This is a genomic window from Microbulbifer sp. TB1203, from assembly GCF_030997045.1.
GTDB lineage: Bacteria > Pseudomonadota > Gammaproteobacteria > Pseudomonadales > Cellvibrionaceae > Microbulbifer.
Window position 1 is genome coordinate 4,892,122 of record NZ_CP116899.1, and the last position, 14,805, is coordinate 4,906,926.

The 14,805-nt window shown below is 62.6% G+C and carries 13 protein-coding genes; 8 read left to right on the forward strand and 5 right to left on the reverse strand.

The window, feature by feature from the left end; all coding sequences use genetic code 11:
* Positions 1-73: 73 nt before the first annotated feature.
* Both PP263_RS20755 and PP263_RS20760 read right to left on the reverse strand, forming a co-directional pair.
* Positions 74-1,363 (reverse strand): TolC family protein, encoded by a 1,290-nt coding sequence (locus PP263_RS20755; RefSeq protein ID WP_308365967.1) that lies wholly within the window; start codon positions 1,361-1,363, stop codon positions 74-76.
* Between the two features lie 91 nt (positions 1,364-1,454).
* Positions 1,455-1,850 carry a hypothetical protein gene (locus tag PP263_RS20760; RefSeq protein ID WP_308365969.1) on the reverse strand — a complete coding sequence of 132 codons (396 nt, stop codon included), beginning with the start codon at positions 1,848-1,850 and terminating at the stop codon, positions 1,455-1,457.
* A gap of 111 nt (positions 1,851-1,961) precedes the next feature.
* Here PP263_RS20760 and radA point away from each other — a divergent pair, with 111 nt between their 5' ends.
* From radA to PP263_RS20785, 5 genes are all read left to right on the forward strand, one after another.
* Positions 1,962-3,356, forward strand: coding sequence for a DNA repair protein RadA (gene radA / locus PP263_RS20765; RefSeq protein WP_183456653.1), 1,395 nt, complete (start codon positions 1,962-1,964; stop codon positions 3,354-3,356).
* 69 nt (positions 3,357-3,425) lie between these two features.
* Positions 3,426-4,106 carry a transposase gene (locus PP263_RS20770; RefSeq protein WP_308368649.1) on the forward strand — a complete coding sequence of 227 codons (681 nt, stop codon included), beginning with the start codon at positions 3,426-3,428 and terminating at the stop codon, positions 4,104-4,106.
* Positions 4,103-4,912 (forward strand): ABC transporter substrate-binding protein, encoded by an 810-nt coding sequence (locus PP263_RS20775; protein ID WP_308365972.1) that lies wholly within the window; start codon positions 4,103-4,105, stop codon positions 4,910-4,912. Before PP263_RS20770 ends, PP263_RS20775 begins: the two co-directional genes overlap by 4 nt.
* Positions 4,896-5,915 (forward strand): iron ABC transporter permease, encoded by a 1,020-nt coding sequence (locus tag PP263_RS20780; RefSeq protein WP_308365973.1) that lies wholly within the window; start codon positions 4,896-4,898, stop codon positions 5,913-5,915. The genes PP263_RS20775 and PP263_RS20780 overlap by 17 nt, the downstream gene beginning before the upstream one ends.
* Positions 5,912-6,676 (forward strand): ABC transporter ATP-binding protein, encoded by a 765-nt coding sequence (locus PP263_RS20785; RefSeq protein WP_308365974.1) that lies wholly within the window; start codon positions 5,912-5,914, stop codon positions 6,674-6,676. Before PP263_RS20780 ends, PP263_RS20785 begins: the two co-directional genes overlap by 4 nt.
* Before the next feature lie 149 nt (positions 6,677-6,825).
* On the opposite strand, the gene PP263_RS20790 is transcribed toward PP263_RS20785, so the two are convergent.
* The 3 genes from PP263_RS20790 to PP263_RS20800 all read right to left on the reverse strand — a co-directional run bounded on the left by PP263_RS20790 (position 6,826) and on the right by PP263_RS20800 (position 11,433).
* Positions 6,826-7,650 carry a putative porin gene (locus PP263_RS20790; protein WP_308365976.1) on the reverse strand — a complete coding sequence of 275 codons (825 nt, stop codon included), beginning with the start codon at positions 7,648-7,650 and terminating at the stop codon, positions 6,826-6,828.
* Between the two features lie 83 nt (positions 7,651-7,733).
* Positions 7,734-9,062, reverse strand: a complete 1,329-nt coding sequence (locus tag PP263_RS20795) for a hypothetical protein (protein WP_308365977.1) — start codon at positions 9,060-9,062, stop codon at positions 7,734-7,736.
* Between the two features lie 148 nt (positions 9,063-9,210).
* On the reverse strand, positions 9,211-11,433 hold the full coding sequence (locus PP263_RS20800) for a TonB-dependent receptor (RefSeq protein WP_308365979.1): 2,223 nt from the start codon (positions 11,431-11,433) through the stop codon (positions 9,211-9,213).
* Positions 11,434-12,059: 626 nt separating this feature from the next.
* Here PP263_RS20800 and PP263_RS20805 point away from each other — a divergent pair.
* The 3 genes from PP263_RS20805 to PP263_RS20815 all read left to right on the forward strand — a co-directional run bounded on the left by PP263_RS20805 (position 12,060) and on the right by PP263_RS20815 (position 14,718).
* Positions 12,060-12,410, forward strand: a complete 351-nt coding sequence (locus tag PP263_RS20805; protein WP_308365980.1) for a metalloregulator ArsR/SmtB family transcription factor — start codon at positions 12,060-12,062, stop codon at positions 12,408-12,410.
* A 36-nt stretch (positions 12,411-12,446) separates the two neighbouring features.
* Positions 12,447-12,983, forward strand: a complete 537-nt coding sequence (locus PP263_RS20810; protein WP_308365981.1) for an SRPBCC family protein — start codon at positions 12,447-12,449, stop codon at positions 12,981-12,983.
* Between the two features lie 76 nt (positions 12,984-13,059).
* Positions 13,060-14,718, forward strand: coding sequence for an amidohydrolase (locus PP263_RS20815; RefSeq protein WP_308365983.1), 1,659 nt, complete (start codon positions 13,060-13,062; stop codon positions 14,716-14,718).
* Positions 14,719-14,805: the final 87 nt, after the last annotated feature.

The following is a 14,805-nucleotide window of genomic DNA, read 5'->3' on the forward strand; positions in this document are numbered from 1 at the left end:
TCGCGGCCATGGGCGGATGGCCGCCCCGCCGCTCCTACAGGGGGCAAATTGCCGACGTGTTTGCAGCGGAAGTTCATTTCCCACCTCCCGCGAGCAGGTTCCAATCTTCCAGCATCACCAACCCCGCGGCGGCGGTGAGCTGCGCCAGGGCCGCGAAGCGGTCGCGCTCTGCGGCCTCCAAATCCCGCTGCACCTTGAGCAGGTTGCGTTCCGCCACCAGCAGGGTCAGGAAGTCGCCGCGGCCGGCGGCGAAGTCGTCGCGCGCGGTAACCAGGCTTTCCTCCGTCAGCGGCAGCAGCTCTTCTCTGTACATATGCAGGATGTCATTGGCCTCGCGGTGGCGGCTCTCGGCCCGGCGCAGTGCGTCCGCCAGGGCCAGCGCCGCGTCCCGGCGCTGCCACTCGACGGCCAGCCGCTCCGCCTCCAGGCTGCGCTCGCGGGCGGAGCGTTTGCCGCCGATATCCAGGGGCAGGTTGAAGCCCACGCCGACAAACAACCGCTGGTCCGGGTTGGCCCATTGGTTGTTGTGGCGCGCGAGCACGGAGAAGTTGGGGTAGCGGTCCTTTTCCGCCAGTTCCAATTCGCGGCTCTTGCGCGTCTCCTCGGCGGCCAGCCGCTGCAGTTGCGGCTGGGTGTCCAGGCTGTCGAGGGCCAGGGTGAGAGAGCCCGCGGGCGGTTCGCGCTGCGGCAGAGGGGTACTGGTGGACAGTTCACCGGGATCGATATTGGCCAGGCGGGCCAGGCGGCTCCTGTCCCGCGCGACGGCCTGGGTGAGCGCGAGCTCATCGAGATGTAGTTGATGCTCCTCATGCCTGGCTTGCAGCACCGCCGCCTTGCCGCCGCTGCCTGCGGCGTAGCGCGCGCGGCTGCTGTCCACGAAGGTCCGCCACAGGGACTGGTGGCGGCGGTTGATGGCGATCAGCCGCTCTCGGTAGTGCCAGTCGGCGTAGGCCAGGCGCAGCGCCAGGGCCAGCTGCACCGCGCCCTGGTCGTACTCGAAGGCGCGGCTGTCGGTGCCGGCCTCCTCCAGCGCGCGGCGCAGCTCGAGCACCCCGGGCCAGGGCAGGGCCTGGCTGACCTCGACCACGTAGCCTTTCCGCACTTCATTCTGCCCCAGGGTCCTGGGCGCGACGCCCAGCATCAGCTTCGGATCGTCCAGGTGGCCGCTGGCGGCGGTGCGTTCGGCCTGGGCGCGCACCCGGGCATCCAGGGCCAATTGACCGGGATTGCAGGCCAATGCCCGTTTTACCAGGGATTCGCTGCCCGGCGCCGGGGGCGCGTCGCAGTCGCTCTGGGCACGGGTGGCGGGAGAGAGCAGCGCTGCCGCCAGGGCCAGTACTGGCAATAATTTTGGGGTAAGCAAGGGTTCACTCCTCGAACACTGTTTTTGAACAGCAGGGCGCGCGGCCGCGCCCTTTTACACGGGAAACAGTTGGTTCAACGGCAGGAGTGGATCAGATGCGCAGGCGCAGCGTGGCCAGCCAAGTGCGGCCGCCGGGATGGGATGGGTCGGATTGGGATTTCGGGTATGCGGTGGACAGCGGCGGCGGTATCGGCGGCCACTGGCCCGGCGGTACCGCGGTCAGTTGCGGCAGCTCCAACGCCAATTGCGCCGCGGGCAGCACCGCCTGCTGGTCCTGCGCTTCCGCCTTCAGGGAGATCCGGCTGTCCAGGGTGCAGCAGTCGCAGTCCGGCTCTTGGCCGCCCGGCGCCATGTCATCACAGCAGCACTCGGACACCGGCCCGGAGTGCTCCATCATCTCGCAGGCGAACACCATCTGCACCTGCAGCAAGAGGGCCAGCAGGGCGGCGACGGTGATCAGCTTGGAGCGCAGGCGGTTTTTATTCATGGTTTGGCCAATATAGCAGAGCGGCGGGTGTGGGCGAAAGCCGGTAAACTGGCGCGATTTGGGTACTCCTCCCTACCACTTGCGGGGAGAGAGGATAAGGAGGGGACAAGCTTGGCCACAAAACGCAAAACCGCGTACGTCTGCAATGAGTGCGGCGCCGATTATTCCAAGTGGGCCGGCCAGTGCAGCGCCTGCGGCACCTGGAACAGCCTCAGTGAAGTGCGCTTGGGCCCCGAGCACAAGGACAGTCGCGCGGCCAACTTTACCGATGCCCAGGCAGGCTACGCCGGCGCCGCCGGCGGCAGCGGGGTGCAGAAGCTCTCGGAGATCGACCTCAGCGAACTGCCGCGCATCCCCACCAATGCCGGCGAACTGGACCGGGTGCTGGGCGGCGGCCTGGTGCCGGGTTCGGTGGTGCTGATCGGCGGCCACCCCGGCGCCGGCAAATCCACCATCCTGCTGCAGACCCTGTGCCACCTGGCCGGAGCCATGCCCGCGCTCTATGTCACCGGCGAGGAGTCCCTGCAGCAGGTGGCCATGCGCGCGAAGCGCCTGGGCCTGCCGGCGGAGCATCTGCAGATGTTCAGCGAGACCGACGTGGAGCGTATCTGCCACACCGCCGGCCAGGTCAAGCCGAAGGTGATGGTGGTGGACTCCATTCAGGTGATGCATATGAGCGAGGTGCAGTCCGCCCCCGGCTCTGTGGCCCAGGTGCGCGAGAGCGCCGCCTACCTGACCCGCTACGCCAAGCAGACCGGCACCGCGCTCATTCTGGTGGGCCACGTCACCAAGGACGGCAGCCTGGCCGGCCCCAAGGTGCTGGAACACATCATCGACTGCTCGGTAATGCTCGAGGGCACCCACGACTCCCGTTTCCGCACCCTGCGCGCGCAAAAAAACCGCTTCGGCGCGGTGAACGAGCTGGGAGTCTTCGCGATGACCGAGCAGGGCTTGAAAGAGGTCTCCAATCCCTCGGCGATTTTTCTGCAGCGCGCCGAAGAGGTGGCCGCCGGCTCGGTGGTCACCGCAGTGTGGGAGGGCACCCGACCGCTGCTGGTGGAACTGCAGGCGCTGGTGGACGACAGCAGCCTGGGCAACCCGCGCCGGGTGGCCGTGGGCCTGGACCAGAACCGCCTGAATATGTTGCTCGCGGTACTGCACCGCCACGGCGGCATCCTGGTCGGCGACCAGGATGTGTTTATCAACGTGGTGGGCGGGGTCAAGGTGGTGGAGACCAGTGCCGACCTCACCTTGCTGATGGCGGTGGTCTCCAGCTTCCGCAACCGCCCGCTGCCGCGGGACCTGATGGTATTCGGCGAAGTGGGCCTGGCCGGCGAAATCCGCCCGGTACCCTCCGGCCAGGAACGCCTGCGCGAAGCCGCCAAACACGGCTTCCGCAAGGCCATAGTGCCCGCGGCCAACCGCTTGAAGAATGATATTCCCGGCGTGGAGATGGTGCCGGTTAAGACCCTGGCGGAGGCGCTGTCTGCGATTGAGATGAGCTGATCCCCGGGATCGCGGAGCTCCAGCTCCGCATTTCATGTTTTCCAGTAAACCAGGGAGGGAAATTTGGCAATGGACGATTCTGAGAACAAAGATGCGGAGCTGGAGCTCCGCGGTCCCGGGGAAAGTGCCAAAGGCTGGTATTCGAGAGGCTATCTGCCCCATTTGGACAGCATTCACGCATTGCAATTTATTACATTTCGCTTGGCTGACTCATTGCCGAAAAACCAACTTGAACAACTTGAGTGTGAGTTGAAACAATTAAAATCAGTGCGCAATCTGGAATCTGTCAAGAGGAAACGAATTGATCAATGGCTGGATGCAGGTTACGGCTGTTGCGCGCTGGGGCATCCGGAAATGGCCCGGGTAATGGAGCAGGCGTTGCTGAAGTTTGATGGGATGCGCTACCAATTGATCGCCTGGTGCATAATGCCCAACCACGTTCATGTATTGATTGAACCTCAGGAGCCGCTTAGCAAAATCGTGCAATCCTGGAAGTCCTTTACCGCTCGTTGGGCCCTGCGGAAAAATGCGGAGCTGGAGCTCCGCGTTCCCGGGAGGAAACTCTGGATGCCGGATTATTGGGACAGGTTTATCCGCGATCAACAGCACTTTGAACAGGTGATCGATTACATCCACCGGAATCCTGTGAAGGCCGGTCTGTGCTCCAGACCGGAAGACTGGCACTGGTCCAGCGCCCGGGACCGCGGAGCTCCAGCTCCGCAACAACAGCGGCAGGAAAAAACACCGTGAAGCAAATCCTCCTGCTGATTCTCTTATTGCTTACCCAACCCGCGACCGCCCACAACCGCATCGCCTCCCTAAACCTCTGCCTGGACCAGATCCTGCTCAACTGGCTGCCTCCACAAAAAATCGCCTCGGTCACCTGGCTCTCCGCCGACGATCACTACCGCAAGGCGCCGCTGCCACCGCATGTGTATTTAAACCGCGGTCGGGCCGAGGAGTTGTTGCAGCTGGACCCGGATCTGATCCTGGTGGGCCAGTTCGGGGCCCAGCGCGCGGCGGCGCGGCTGCGCGACCTGGGATTCAATGTGGTCGCCATTCCCGATGCCTACAGTTTGGAGCAGTTGCTGGATCAGCTGAGTGCACTGGAAGAGACGCTGGGGCACAATGCGCCGCTGAAAAAACAAAAACAGACGCTGGAAAAACTGCTCGCCCAACCGGTGCCGCGGGCAGGGGCCAGCGCGCTGATTCTGTCCGCCAACAACATCACCTACGGCAGCGGCATGCTGGAGCACCAACTGCTCGAGCGCGCCGGCTTTGCCAATCTGGCCGCGAAACAGGGCGTGGAGCAGCTTGGCCGCGTCAGTCTCGAAGAGGTGGTGGCCGCGCGGCCGGACCTGTTGGTGCTGTACGGCGGCGAAAAGGATTTCGCCATCGCCCATTTGGCCGCGCGCCACCCGGTGCTCAAAACCTATCTGGACAGCGGCCGGGTCTACACTCTGCCGGCGGAACTGGGATTCTGCCCGGCGCTGGTGGCGGCGGACGTTTTGCAGCAGCTTACAGAAAAGAGAAAGTCACTTGTCGAGCAGCGATAAATTAGCCCTCACCCTTTTGCTCCTGGCCCTGCCGCTGGCACTGGTCGCCGCATTGGTGAGCGGACCCGTATCCATCGACCTGGGAGCGGCGGTGACCCAGGGCTGGCGCAGCGAGAGCAGCGATGCGGTGATTCTGTGGCAGCTGCGCCTGCCCCGCGCGCTGTTGGCGGTCCTGGTGGGGGCGGCGCTGGGCATGGGCGGTGCGGCCATGCAGGGCATGCTGCGCAACCCTCTGGCGGAGCCGGCGCTGCTGGGGGTGAGCAGCGGCGCGGCGCTGGCCGCTATTCTGCTGCTCTACTATGGTTCCGCCTTACAGGCTAGTTGGGGTTCCGCCTGGCCGTCCGGCTGGCTGCTGCCGGCGTTGGCGATCGCCGGCGCCTTCTGCGCGGTGGGCTGCGTCTGGCTGTTGGCCGGGCGGGGCGCCGGCGCGGGTCAGTTGGTGCTGGCGGGGGTGGCCATCAACGCCTTCCTGTCTGCGCTGATGGCGCTGGCCCTGAACTATGCGCCGAGCCTGTTCGCGATGCAGGAAATCGTTTTCTGGCTGCTGGGCTCGCTGGCCAACCGCGGCTGGGACCAGTTGCTGCTGGCGCTGCCGTTTGTCCTGCTCGGCGCCATACTGTTGTTCAGCGCGCGCAACTATTTGCGCGCGTTGTCCCTGGGGGAGGACAGCGCCGCGTCCCTGGGGTATCGCGGCCGCCGCTACCCGCTGTCGATTCTGCTGGGCATCGCCGCCGCGGTGGGCGCGGCGGTGGCGGTGGCGGGCACCATCGGCTTTATCGGGCTGGTGGTGCCGCACCTGATGCGGCCGCTGGTGGGGCAGGACCCGGGCAGGCTGCTGTGGACCAGCGCCCTGGCCGGCGCGCTGCTGTTGCTGCTGGCGGATATCCTGGTGGTGAATTTTGTCGGCGCCCAAGAGCTGCGTATCGGCGCGGTGACCGCCTTTATCGGTGCGCCCTTCTTTTTCTGGCTGATCGTCAGCGCGCGCCGGGGGCAGCAACTGTGAAACGACTGGAAGTCTCCTGTCTGCAACTGGGCCTTGAACGCCAGCGCCGGCCGGTGCTGAGCGAAATCAGCTGTGTCTTCAAACCCTTTGAGTTGACCGCGGTAGTGGGCCCCAACGGCGCCGGCAAGAGCAGCCTGTTGCAGGCCCTGGCGGGTGTGCTCGCCCTCAGCGCCGGTCATATAGAGCTGGACGGCCAACCCGCTGAGCGGATTTCCCCCGCGCAAATGGCGCGCCTGTGCGCCTATCTGCCCCAGGCGGAAACCCCGGCCTGGAGCCTGCGCACCGCGGATCTGGTGGCCCTGGGACTGCTGCCCTGGGGGCGCCCGAAGGACCGCGAGCGGCGGGTCTCTGCGGCGCTGCAGCTGGTGGACGCGCAGCAACTCGCCGAGCGGCCGGTGACCCGGCTCTCCGGTGGCGAGCTACGCCGGGTACAGCTGGCGCGCCTGCTGGTGGGCGAAGCGCCGCTGCTGATCGCCGACGAACCTACCGCGGCACTGGATATCCGCCATCAGCTGCAACTGATGCACACTTTCCGCCGCCAGGCCGATGCGGGCAAAACGGTGGTGCTCGCCCTGCACGACCTCCCCATGGCCGCGCGCTTCTGCGACCGCATCCTGTTGCTGGAGCAGGGTCGGCTGGTTGCCCAGGGTACACCGGAGGACGTATTCACCCCGGCGTTGATCGGCGATGTCTACGGTGTCTCCTGTGAGTTTCGCTGGCGCGACGGGGTGGCGGATTTCGTACCGCTGGACCTGCTGTAAATACTCTGTTTCAAATCAAGCTCTCGTCATACCGGCGCAGGCCGGTATCCAGTCCGGTCCGGTGGCACCTGGGTTCCGGCCTGCGCCGGAACGACGACAATGCGCCGTAGGAGCGCAACGGCCGCTCCTACGTTATTGGGAGATGCTATTTAGAACTGGGCGCGAAGTCCCAGGGTATAGGTATCCAGGTCGGAATCGTCGGCGTTCGAAGAATAGGCCAGTTCGAGGGCGATGTTTTCCTGGAAGAAGTGGCTGAAGTCCACCAGGTAATTGTCGTCCTTGTCGTAGCCCAGGCCGACGGAAGTGGCCTTGTTGAAGTAGTAATCGGCCTTGGTGCTCCAGGTGTTATCGTCACCGCCGACACTCACATAGTCGCCGTCCAGGCTCGCGTAGTTCAGGCTGAGGGCGATATAGCTGCCGCGGCCGAACTCGGCGAAGTACTTGGAGGAGAGTTCCCGGTAGTCGAGATCGTCGTCCACGCGCAGGGTAAAGCCGAGGTAGTCGCTGCCGCCCAGCCGGTGATTGTATTGCGCGGAGGCAAAGTAGTCGGTGTCCTGGTCCTCGAATTTCTCGGCGTCGACCCGAAACAGGAGATCGGGGCTTGCGAGATATCCGACGGAGGCGTAATAGGCCTCCTGGTCCTCGGTGTTCTGGTAGGCGCCGCCGACCAATAGGTTGCCGGCGAAATACTCACCGCCGACGATGGCCGAGTCGACATTGTCGAAATCGGTATCGAAATAGGAGTAGCCGCCGAAGACATTGCTGCTCCTGTTGATATATTCAAATTCCTTTAGCGGCCCCATGGTCATTCTGGGGGTAAAGTAATAGGTGGAGCCGAGAGTGTATTGGTCCGTTTTGAAGGAGCCGATTTCGGTACGGGAATAATCAAAGTCGGTGATGGACTGGTATTCCTCTGCGTGGGCCGCGGTGACGGCGGAGGCGAGGAGCAGGGGGAACAGGGTTTTGGTCTTCATAAAAATATTCCTTATACAAAGCCTTTCCAGATAGGCAGCGTATTTTATTCATGCGAACCCTGAACGCAATATGAATAATAGATTTACGGGCTATCGAAAAAAATATACTCCCTTTCTATTGACAAAGTTTCCACCGCCTCGCCGTTTTCCAGTCGCGGGCGAAAACGCAGGTCGCGCAACATTTTCCGCAGGGCGGTTTCCGCTCCGCGATCGTCTTTCGGTTCCAGGCTCAGCAGCTCCAGATCCCGCAGCCGCCCGTAGCGGTCGACGGTGAAACGCACCTGCGCGCGGCCGCGCGGCGTGCGTTGTGTGAGTTCGATATCGGGAAGAAAGGCAAAATTATCCGGCAGCTCGGTGGGTTCTCCGAACAGTTGCCGGCGTTCATCGGGGTCATCGAGCAGGGCATAGGCTTCGGCGTAAATGTTTTCAGCGCGGCCGCGATGATGTTGCCACTGGTACCAGTCCCCCTGTGCAACCAGGGCCCGGGCGCGAACGGCGGGGGCCTCTTCCCCGCTGGCTTCCACCAGGTCCTTGGCAACCCGCAGGCCGTGGCGATAACTCCTTTCCTGTAAAAGCTGAAGGCGCTCCTGTTCCGAGTTATAGGCGGGCGCGGGGATATTGCTCTGGCGGATCTGTATCCGGATCTCCGGTTGCTGCCCCAGGCTGTCCAGCGCCATCAGGTAGGCCACCTGCAGGGCACCTTGCAGGAGGGGTCGCCGCATACTCTGCGGCGCCTCGCCTTCCCTCAGGGCCGCTATGGCGTCGTCGTACAGTTGGTGCAGGGTGAGCAGGCGGCGGGAGCCGTCGTCGCCCAGGTCCTGCAGGTAGGCGGAGCGCTGCCATTCCACGTAGTCGCGGGTGGCCTGCTCTAGGCGGGGGTCGCCGGGGGCCAGGGCGCGCCTGTGCACCAGGTAGATATATTCCTGCAGCCGGTCCAGTTCGAGCAGCTTGCGGTCGGCGAACAGGGACTCCCGCAGACTGTCCAGCAGGGGGATCTGTTCGTCGGTAAAGGGGCCCTGGCTGATGCGGGTGAGGTGGATGGAGCGCTTGAAGGCGTCAACAGCCTGCTGGTGTTCGCCGAGGTTCTGGTAATTGTGCGCCAATCCCGCCACTGCCTCCGACAGTCCGTCGGCGTAGGGGCCATGGGCTATCTCCAGCTGTTCGATCAGCGCCTGGTAGCGGGCAATACTCTCAATGCTCCCAAGGTTATCGGGGCTGTCGGGACTCTTCTCGCTTGCGCCACTTTCCTCCTCCCCTTTCTCCTCCGGCTGCCAGTCCTCTGCGCGGATAATTTCCAGGCCGTAGGCGGTGGGCTCGGGAGGCCTGGGAACGACGGAGCTTCCGAAGGGGGAAAACTGGGCGGTGGCGGATGCTGAGGAAACCAGCGCTAGGCACAGAATGAGTCGGCGCACATGGGGATTCCCTGATGTTATTTCCCAAGACTTTAGCAGGCTCCCGACCTGTTTTGAATCTGTGTGGCCGATGTCGCGGTAATACCCTCCTCACCAAGAGCATTGGAGCCCGGGAAACGGGCTCCGATGGTGTTTCCCTACCCGCAGCTTACAGCTTCCAATTCATCCGCAGTCCAGCGGTGCGCGGCTGGCCCCAGACGCCGTATCCCCAGTCGCTGCCCAGGGTGTTCTGGTAGGTGAAATAGCGCTCGTCGGTCAGGTTGCGCGCGAAAGCCTCCACGCTGTAGCTGTCCGAGGGCGAGTGCCAGCTGATTTTGGCATTGGCCAGGCCATAGCTGTCGTGTTTTGAGTAGGGGTCGTTTTCGATCTGCAGGTAGTGGTCGTCCTGCCAGGCGTAGTCGCCCTGGAAAACCAGCTCTCCCGAATCCTCCAGGCTCAGGTAGTAACGGGCCATCAGGTTGTAGGTGAATTCCGGTGCGGAGGGAAGTTCGTTGCCGTCCAGGGTGTAGTTGTCGCCGGCGACGATAAAGAACTGCTCGGAGTCGAATTCCGTTTCCAGCCAGCCGGCACCGGCGATAACCTCGAAGTTGTCGGTGATGGGTGCGGTGATCTCGATCTCCGCGCCGGTGCCGGTCACGTCGCCGGCGTTGGTGATTACGCTGCCCTCGGCGACGGTGAGGAATACCTGTGCCTGGTAGTCCTTGATGGTGTAATTGAATGCGGCGGCGTTGACGCGAAAACGATTGGCCAGGGTGGTTTTTACCCCGATCTCGAAGTTGGTGATGTCCTCCGCTTCAACCGGTCGGGTTGCCTCCAGGGAGGCGTTGTAGCTGCCGGAGAAGCCGCCGCTCTTGAAGCCGGTGGACAGGCTGGCGTAGGCGAGGGTGGCGTCGCTGGGGCGCCAGTCCAGGCCGATGCGGCCGGTGGTGGCGCTCTCGGAGAGGTCGTCTTCCACCGACAGCGGCTGATAAAAGCTCGGGCTGGAATCCTGTTTAAAATCTCGCTCTTCCTCCGTGTAGCGCAAGCCGGTAACCAGGGTCAGTTCGGGGTTCAGGTCGTACTCCACCTGGCCGAACAGGGCCCAGGACTCGCTGTCCAGCGCCACTATCTCCCGGTGCCAGAGGCCATCGGCGGTAGTGGGGGCTTCGGTGACCAGGCCGCGGTCGTCCTTGTAGTAGTAGAAGCCAGTTACCCAGATGGTGCGCTCGGTGCTACCGTCCAGGCGGAATTCCTGGGTGTACTGCTCCGCGTCCACCGCGTACTGCTCGTCGAACCAGATCACCGGTGTGCCGTCGCCGTCGTCCTGCAGGAATTTATCCAGCTCCTCGTAGGCGGTGATGGAGGTGAGGGTAAAGGCGTCGAATTCCCAGTCCAGGGTGGCGGAGGTGCCGAAGGTGTCGATCTTTGTCGCCATGCCGTCACTGGCGCTGGAGGCAACATGCTCCGGATCGAATCTGCCACCGGCCGCTTCGGCGCCGGTCATGCCGAAAGTGGCGCTGGTGCACTCGCCGTCCTGGATGCGGGAAATGGAGCAGGTGGCGGCACCCTCCACGGGCGCTTCCAGGTAGCCCATATGGGCGAAGCCCACGGACTGCTGGTCCGCCTCGCTGCCGTGCACATTGAGCAGCAAGCCGCCGCTGTCGCCGAGATCGAATTCGAGCTGGGTGCGGTAACCAAAGCTGTCGGTATCGTTTAATTTATCTCCGTTGACGGTGTTGGTCTGCCAGCCATCGTTTTGCGTGCTCTTGATCGCAACCCGGCCGCGAACACTGTCGCTGAGCGGACCGCTGAGGGAGCCTTCGATAATGCGCTCGGAATAACTGCCGTAGCTGGCACTGGCGCTGGCCTCGAACTCTTCGGTGGGCTTGCGCGAGACATAGTGCACCAGGCCGCCGGTGGTATTGCGCCCGTACAGGGTGCCCTGGGGGCCGCGCAGCACCTCTACCCGCTCCAGGTCGAAAAGCTGAATCGCCGAACCGGCGGGATTGCCGCGGTAGACGTCGTCCACATAGATGGAGACCGGGGATTCCCAGGAATCGGAAAAGTTGACCAGGCTGACCCCGCGCAGGCTGACCGAGGGACTGGAGGCCTCGCCAAAAATGGCGAAGAAATTCATATTGGGCACCTGCTGGGTAATATCCAGGCCCTCTTCGAATCCCATCTTGTCGATGGCGTCGCCGGAAAAGGCGCTGACTGCGATGGAGACGTCCTGCATCGATTGCTGGCGCTTCTGTGCGGTGACCGTGACCTCCTCGACAACCGATTGCTGGGCAAAAACCTGCACCGGTGCAGCTGCGAGGGCAATACACAGGGAAAGAAGACGCGGTGGTTTAGAAAACGGCGTGAAGTAAGCGGTATTTGGCGAGTACATGGCCAGCTCCTTTTTATGCTTGTACTTTTTATGTTTGTAAATTGGTGGACGATATGCCGGTGTGAACCAAAACAGGGCATATGCGCAATTGAACGGGCTCATTGCGAGTTGCCCGCACTTGAAACAGTGAAGCTTCTCCCGGAAAAGGGAGTTCACCGATAGAGAATTGATAGGGCTCGGAAAAAGAAATAATGATCCTTATTTGAAGTGATTTCCTATCAGAGGTCTGACGCGAATGGCGCTGAGTTAAGCAGAAGTCCCTTGTAGGATGGGCAAAGGAGCGAAGCGACGTGCCCATCTTTAGAGGCCTTGATGGGCACGCTACGCTTTGCCCATCCTACAGGGGCTCGGATCTTCCGCCTAACTTAGTGCCGTCCAGGTCTGACGCTGCTATTCAGCGACAGAAAAACAAGATAACCATTTAAAAATAACGGTGCAAGGCACAGCCCTGCGGCGGGGCTCGATCGGTAATGTGTTTTTTATCAAAAACACTTTGTTTGTCGCTACTGGGCCAGGCAAAACTCCCAGAGTATCCGTCAGTGGCGGAGAATATCGCGTGTTCCAATTCGCGCCAATATTTAACCGAAAGGTTTGTAATTGAGTTAAGAGCAATTACTGTTAACCACATGGTTAATAATCGCAGTGAACAGTTGGACGCCGTTTTTCGCGCCCTCGCCGACCCCACCCGGCGGGCGATACTGCGCAGCCTGGCCGATGGGCCCGGTACTGTAAGCGAACTGGCGGAGCCCTTTGAAATGTCGCTGGTGGCGGCGTCCAAACATATCCGGGTGCTGGAGCGCGCCGGGCTGGTACGGCGTGAGGTGCGGGGGCGAACCCATACTTGCCATTTGGACGCGCGCCCGATGCACGGCGGCATGGAGTGGTTGCGCCACTACGAACAATTCTGGAACCGACAGCTGGATGGCCTGGAAGCGCTACTGGAGGCGGAGAATACCGGGAATACGGGCGAGCAATGAATGACTCGCATTTCTGAGAGGAAGAAGGAGAGAAAGATGGAAGACTATGGCGTTATGACCGCCGCCGACACCCTGCGTATCGAGCGGCTGTTGCCGGGGCCGCTGGAGCGGGTCTGGCAATATCTGGTGGATTCCGACAAGCGCCGCCAGTGGCTGGCCGCCGGCGAGCTGGAGAAGCGAAGCGGAGCGCCGCTGGAGCTGGTGTTCCGCAACAGCGAGCTGTCGCAGAGCGGCGACCGGGCGTCGGACAAATATGCGGATATCGCCGAAGAGGCGAAGTTGCGAGGGGAGGTTATCGATTGCGATCCGCCGCGACAGCTCACCCTCAGCTGGGGCAGTCCAGCCGGTGAGGCATCCGAAGTCCGCTTTGATCTGGAGCCCAGGGGAGACAAAGTCCTGCTGGTGGTGACCCACAGCCGGTTGCAATCCCGCGACGAAACGCTCAGTGTCTCCGCCGGCTGGCATACCCACCTGGATATCCTGGGCGCGAAACTGCGTGGGGAATCACCCCCGAGCTTCTGGTCTGAACACACACGCCTGGAGGCTGAGTACCTGCAGAGACTCGCGCAATAGGGGGCTTGGAAGAGAGCGGTCGGTTGCGCTTTAATGGCGGACACCCAATATCAATCATAACGATAAGGTGAATGCCATGGGGGCTGGATTCCTTCCGCGTTTTTTTCTCTTCTTCCTGCTGCTACCCCTTACTGCCCACTGCGATACCGTCCTGCTGCACAATATTCGGGGCGCCCATATCATCGAAGGGGATTCCGGAAAACCCGCGGTGGAAAAGTTTTCCGCAATCGCTTTTCGCGAGGGCAGGGTGCTGGCAGTGGGGGAGGCGGCCGATCTGTCCCAGCGCTATAAAAGCGCCGAGGCAATCGACGGCCGTGGCCGCGCCCTGTTGCCTGGCTTGATCGACGCTCACGGGCATATGCAGGCACTGGGGTTACTGCAGCGGGAAATCGATCTTCGCGATATGGGGTTTGCGGAAACCCTTGAGGCGGTCAAAAAATTCGCGGCCACCCGAAACGGGAGCCAGTGGGTTACCGGGCGCGGCTGGAACCAGGTACTCTGGTCCGGTGGCCAGTGGCCGAATGCCGCCGATCTGGATGCGCTGGAAATCGCCCGCCCGGTGTGGCTGCGCCGGGTGGACGGCCACGCCGGATGGGCGAATTCCGCGGCGCTGCGCGCCGCCGGTGTCGACCGCGATACCCCGGTGCCGGCGGGCGGAGAAATACTGAAAGACGCCGACGGCCGACCCACCGGCATCCTGGTGGATAACGCCATGTCCCTGATGGAGCGTGCCATTCCCGCGCCGTCGCAGAGGGAACTGGAAGCGGCACTGGGTGCGGCGTTTGAAATCTCCCTGGCCAACGGCCTGACCAGTGTCCACGACGCGGGTATCGATGGCGATACCTATCGCGCCTATAGGGCCCTCGCCGAGCGCGACGCCATTCCCATGCGGGTCTACCCGATGCTGGCGGTGGATTCGGACGAGTTTGCGCAGTTGCTGAACGCCGGCTCCGTGGGCACTGCGGAATCCCGTCTGTTTATCCGCAGCATCAAGATCTCCGCCGACGGCGCCCTGGGCAGCCGCGGCGCCGCACTATTGGAACCCTACCGGGACCGGCCGCAAGCCACCGGCCTGTTGCTGCATAGCGAGCGCGAACTGGATAAATATTTTGCCAGCGCGCTGGAGCGGGGTTTTCAGATCAATGTGCACGCGATCGGCGATCGCGCCAACCGCATTGTCCTGGATAAATTCGGGAAATATGCCGGCGACGACTTGCGGAATTTCCGCCACCGCGTAGAGCACGCCCAGGTCGTGGCGCCCGAGGATATTCCGCGTTTCGAGCAATTGGATATCATCGCTTCCATGCAACCCATTCACGCCACCAGCGATATGAATATGGCCGGAGACCGCCTCGGCGAAGAGCGTCTCGAGGGTGCCTACGCCTGGCGCACTTTTCTGGATTTGGGTATCCCGCTGGCTGCCGGCTCCGATTTTCCTGTGGAGCCGGTCAATCCCTTTTTCGGTATTCACGCCGCGGTCACCCGGCAGAACACCGGCAACGAACCCGAGGGCGGCTGGATTCCGCGGGAGAAAATTTCCCTGATCGAAGCGCTGCACGCCTTTACCCTGGGCGCCGCCTATGCCGCACACCAGGAGAAGGTGATCGGCAACCTGGAATCGGGCAAGGCCGCTGACTTTATCCTGGTGGACAGGGATATTTTCGCCATCGACCCGAAGGAATTGTGGAAAACCCGCGTGCTGGAGACCTGGGTAGAGGGCAAGCGAGTCCACTAAGGAACCGCAGAATATCGTCGTTCCGGCGAAGGCCGGAATCCAGAATACGGTGATTTCCCTGGACGCCGACGTGAGCTTCGCTGCTCT

Excerpts from the sequence above, each read along its gene's own strand:
- PP263_RS20800 (WP_308365979.1), bottom strand. The coding sequence starts at position 11,433 with ATGTACTCGCCAAATACCGCTTACTTCACGCCGTTTTCTAAACCACCG.
- PP263_RS20760 (WP_308365969.1), bottom strand. The coding sequence starts at position 1,850 with ATGAATAAAAACCGCCTGCGCTCCAAGCTGATCACCGTCGCCGCCCTG.
- PP263_RS20790 (WP_308365976.1), bottom strand. The coding sequence starts at position 7,650 with ATGAAGACCAAAACCCTGTTCCCCCTGCTCCTCGCCTCCGCCGTCACC.
- PP263_RS20815 (WP_308365983.1), top strand. The coding sequence starts at position 13,060 with ATGGGGGCTGGATTCCTTCCGCGTTTTTTTCTCTTCTTCCTGCTGCTA.
- PP263_RS20805 (WP_308365980.1), top strand. The coding sequence starts at position 12,060 with ATGGTTAATAATCGCAGTGAACAGTTGGACGCCGTTTTTCGCGCCCTC.
- PP263_RS20770 (WP_308368649.1), top strand. The coding sequence starts at position 3,426 with ATGGACGATTCTGAGAACAAAGATGCGGAGCTGGAGCTCCGCGGTCCC.
- PP263_RS20810 (WP_308365981.1), top strand. The coding sequence starts at position 12,447 with ATGGAAGACTATGGCGTTATGACCGCCGCCGACACCCTGCGTATCGAG.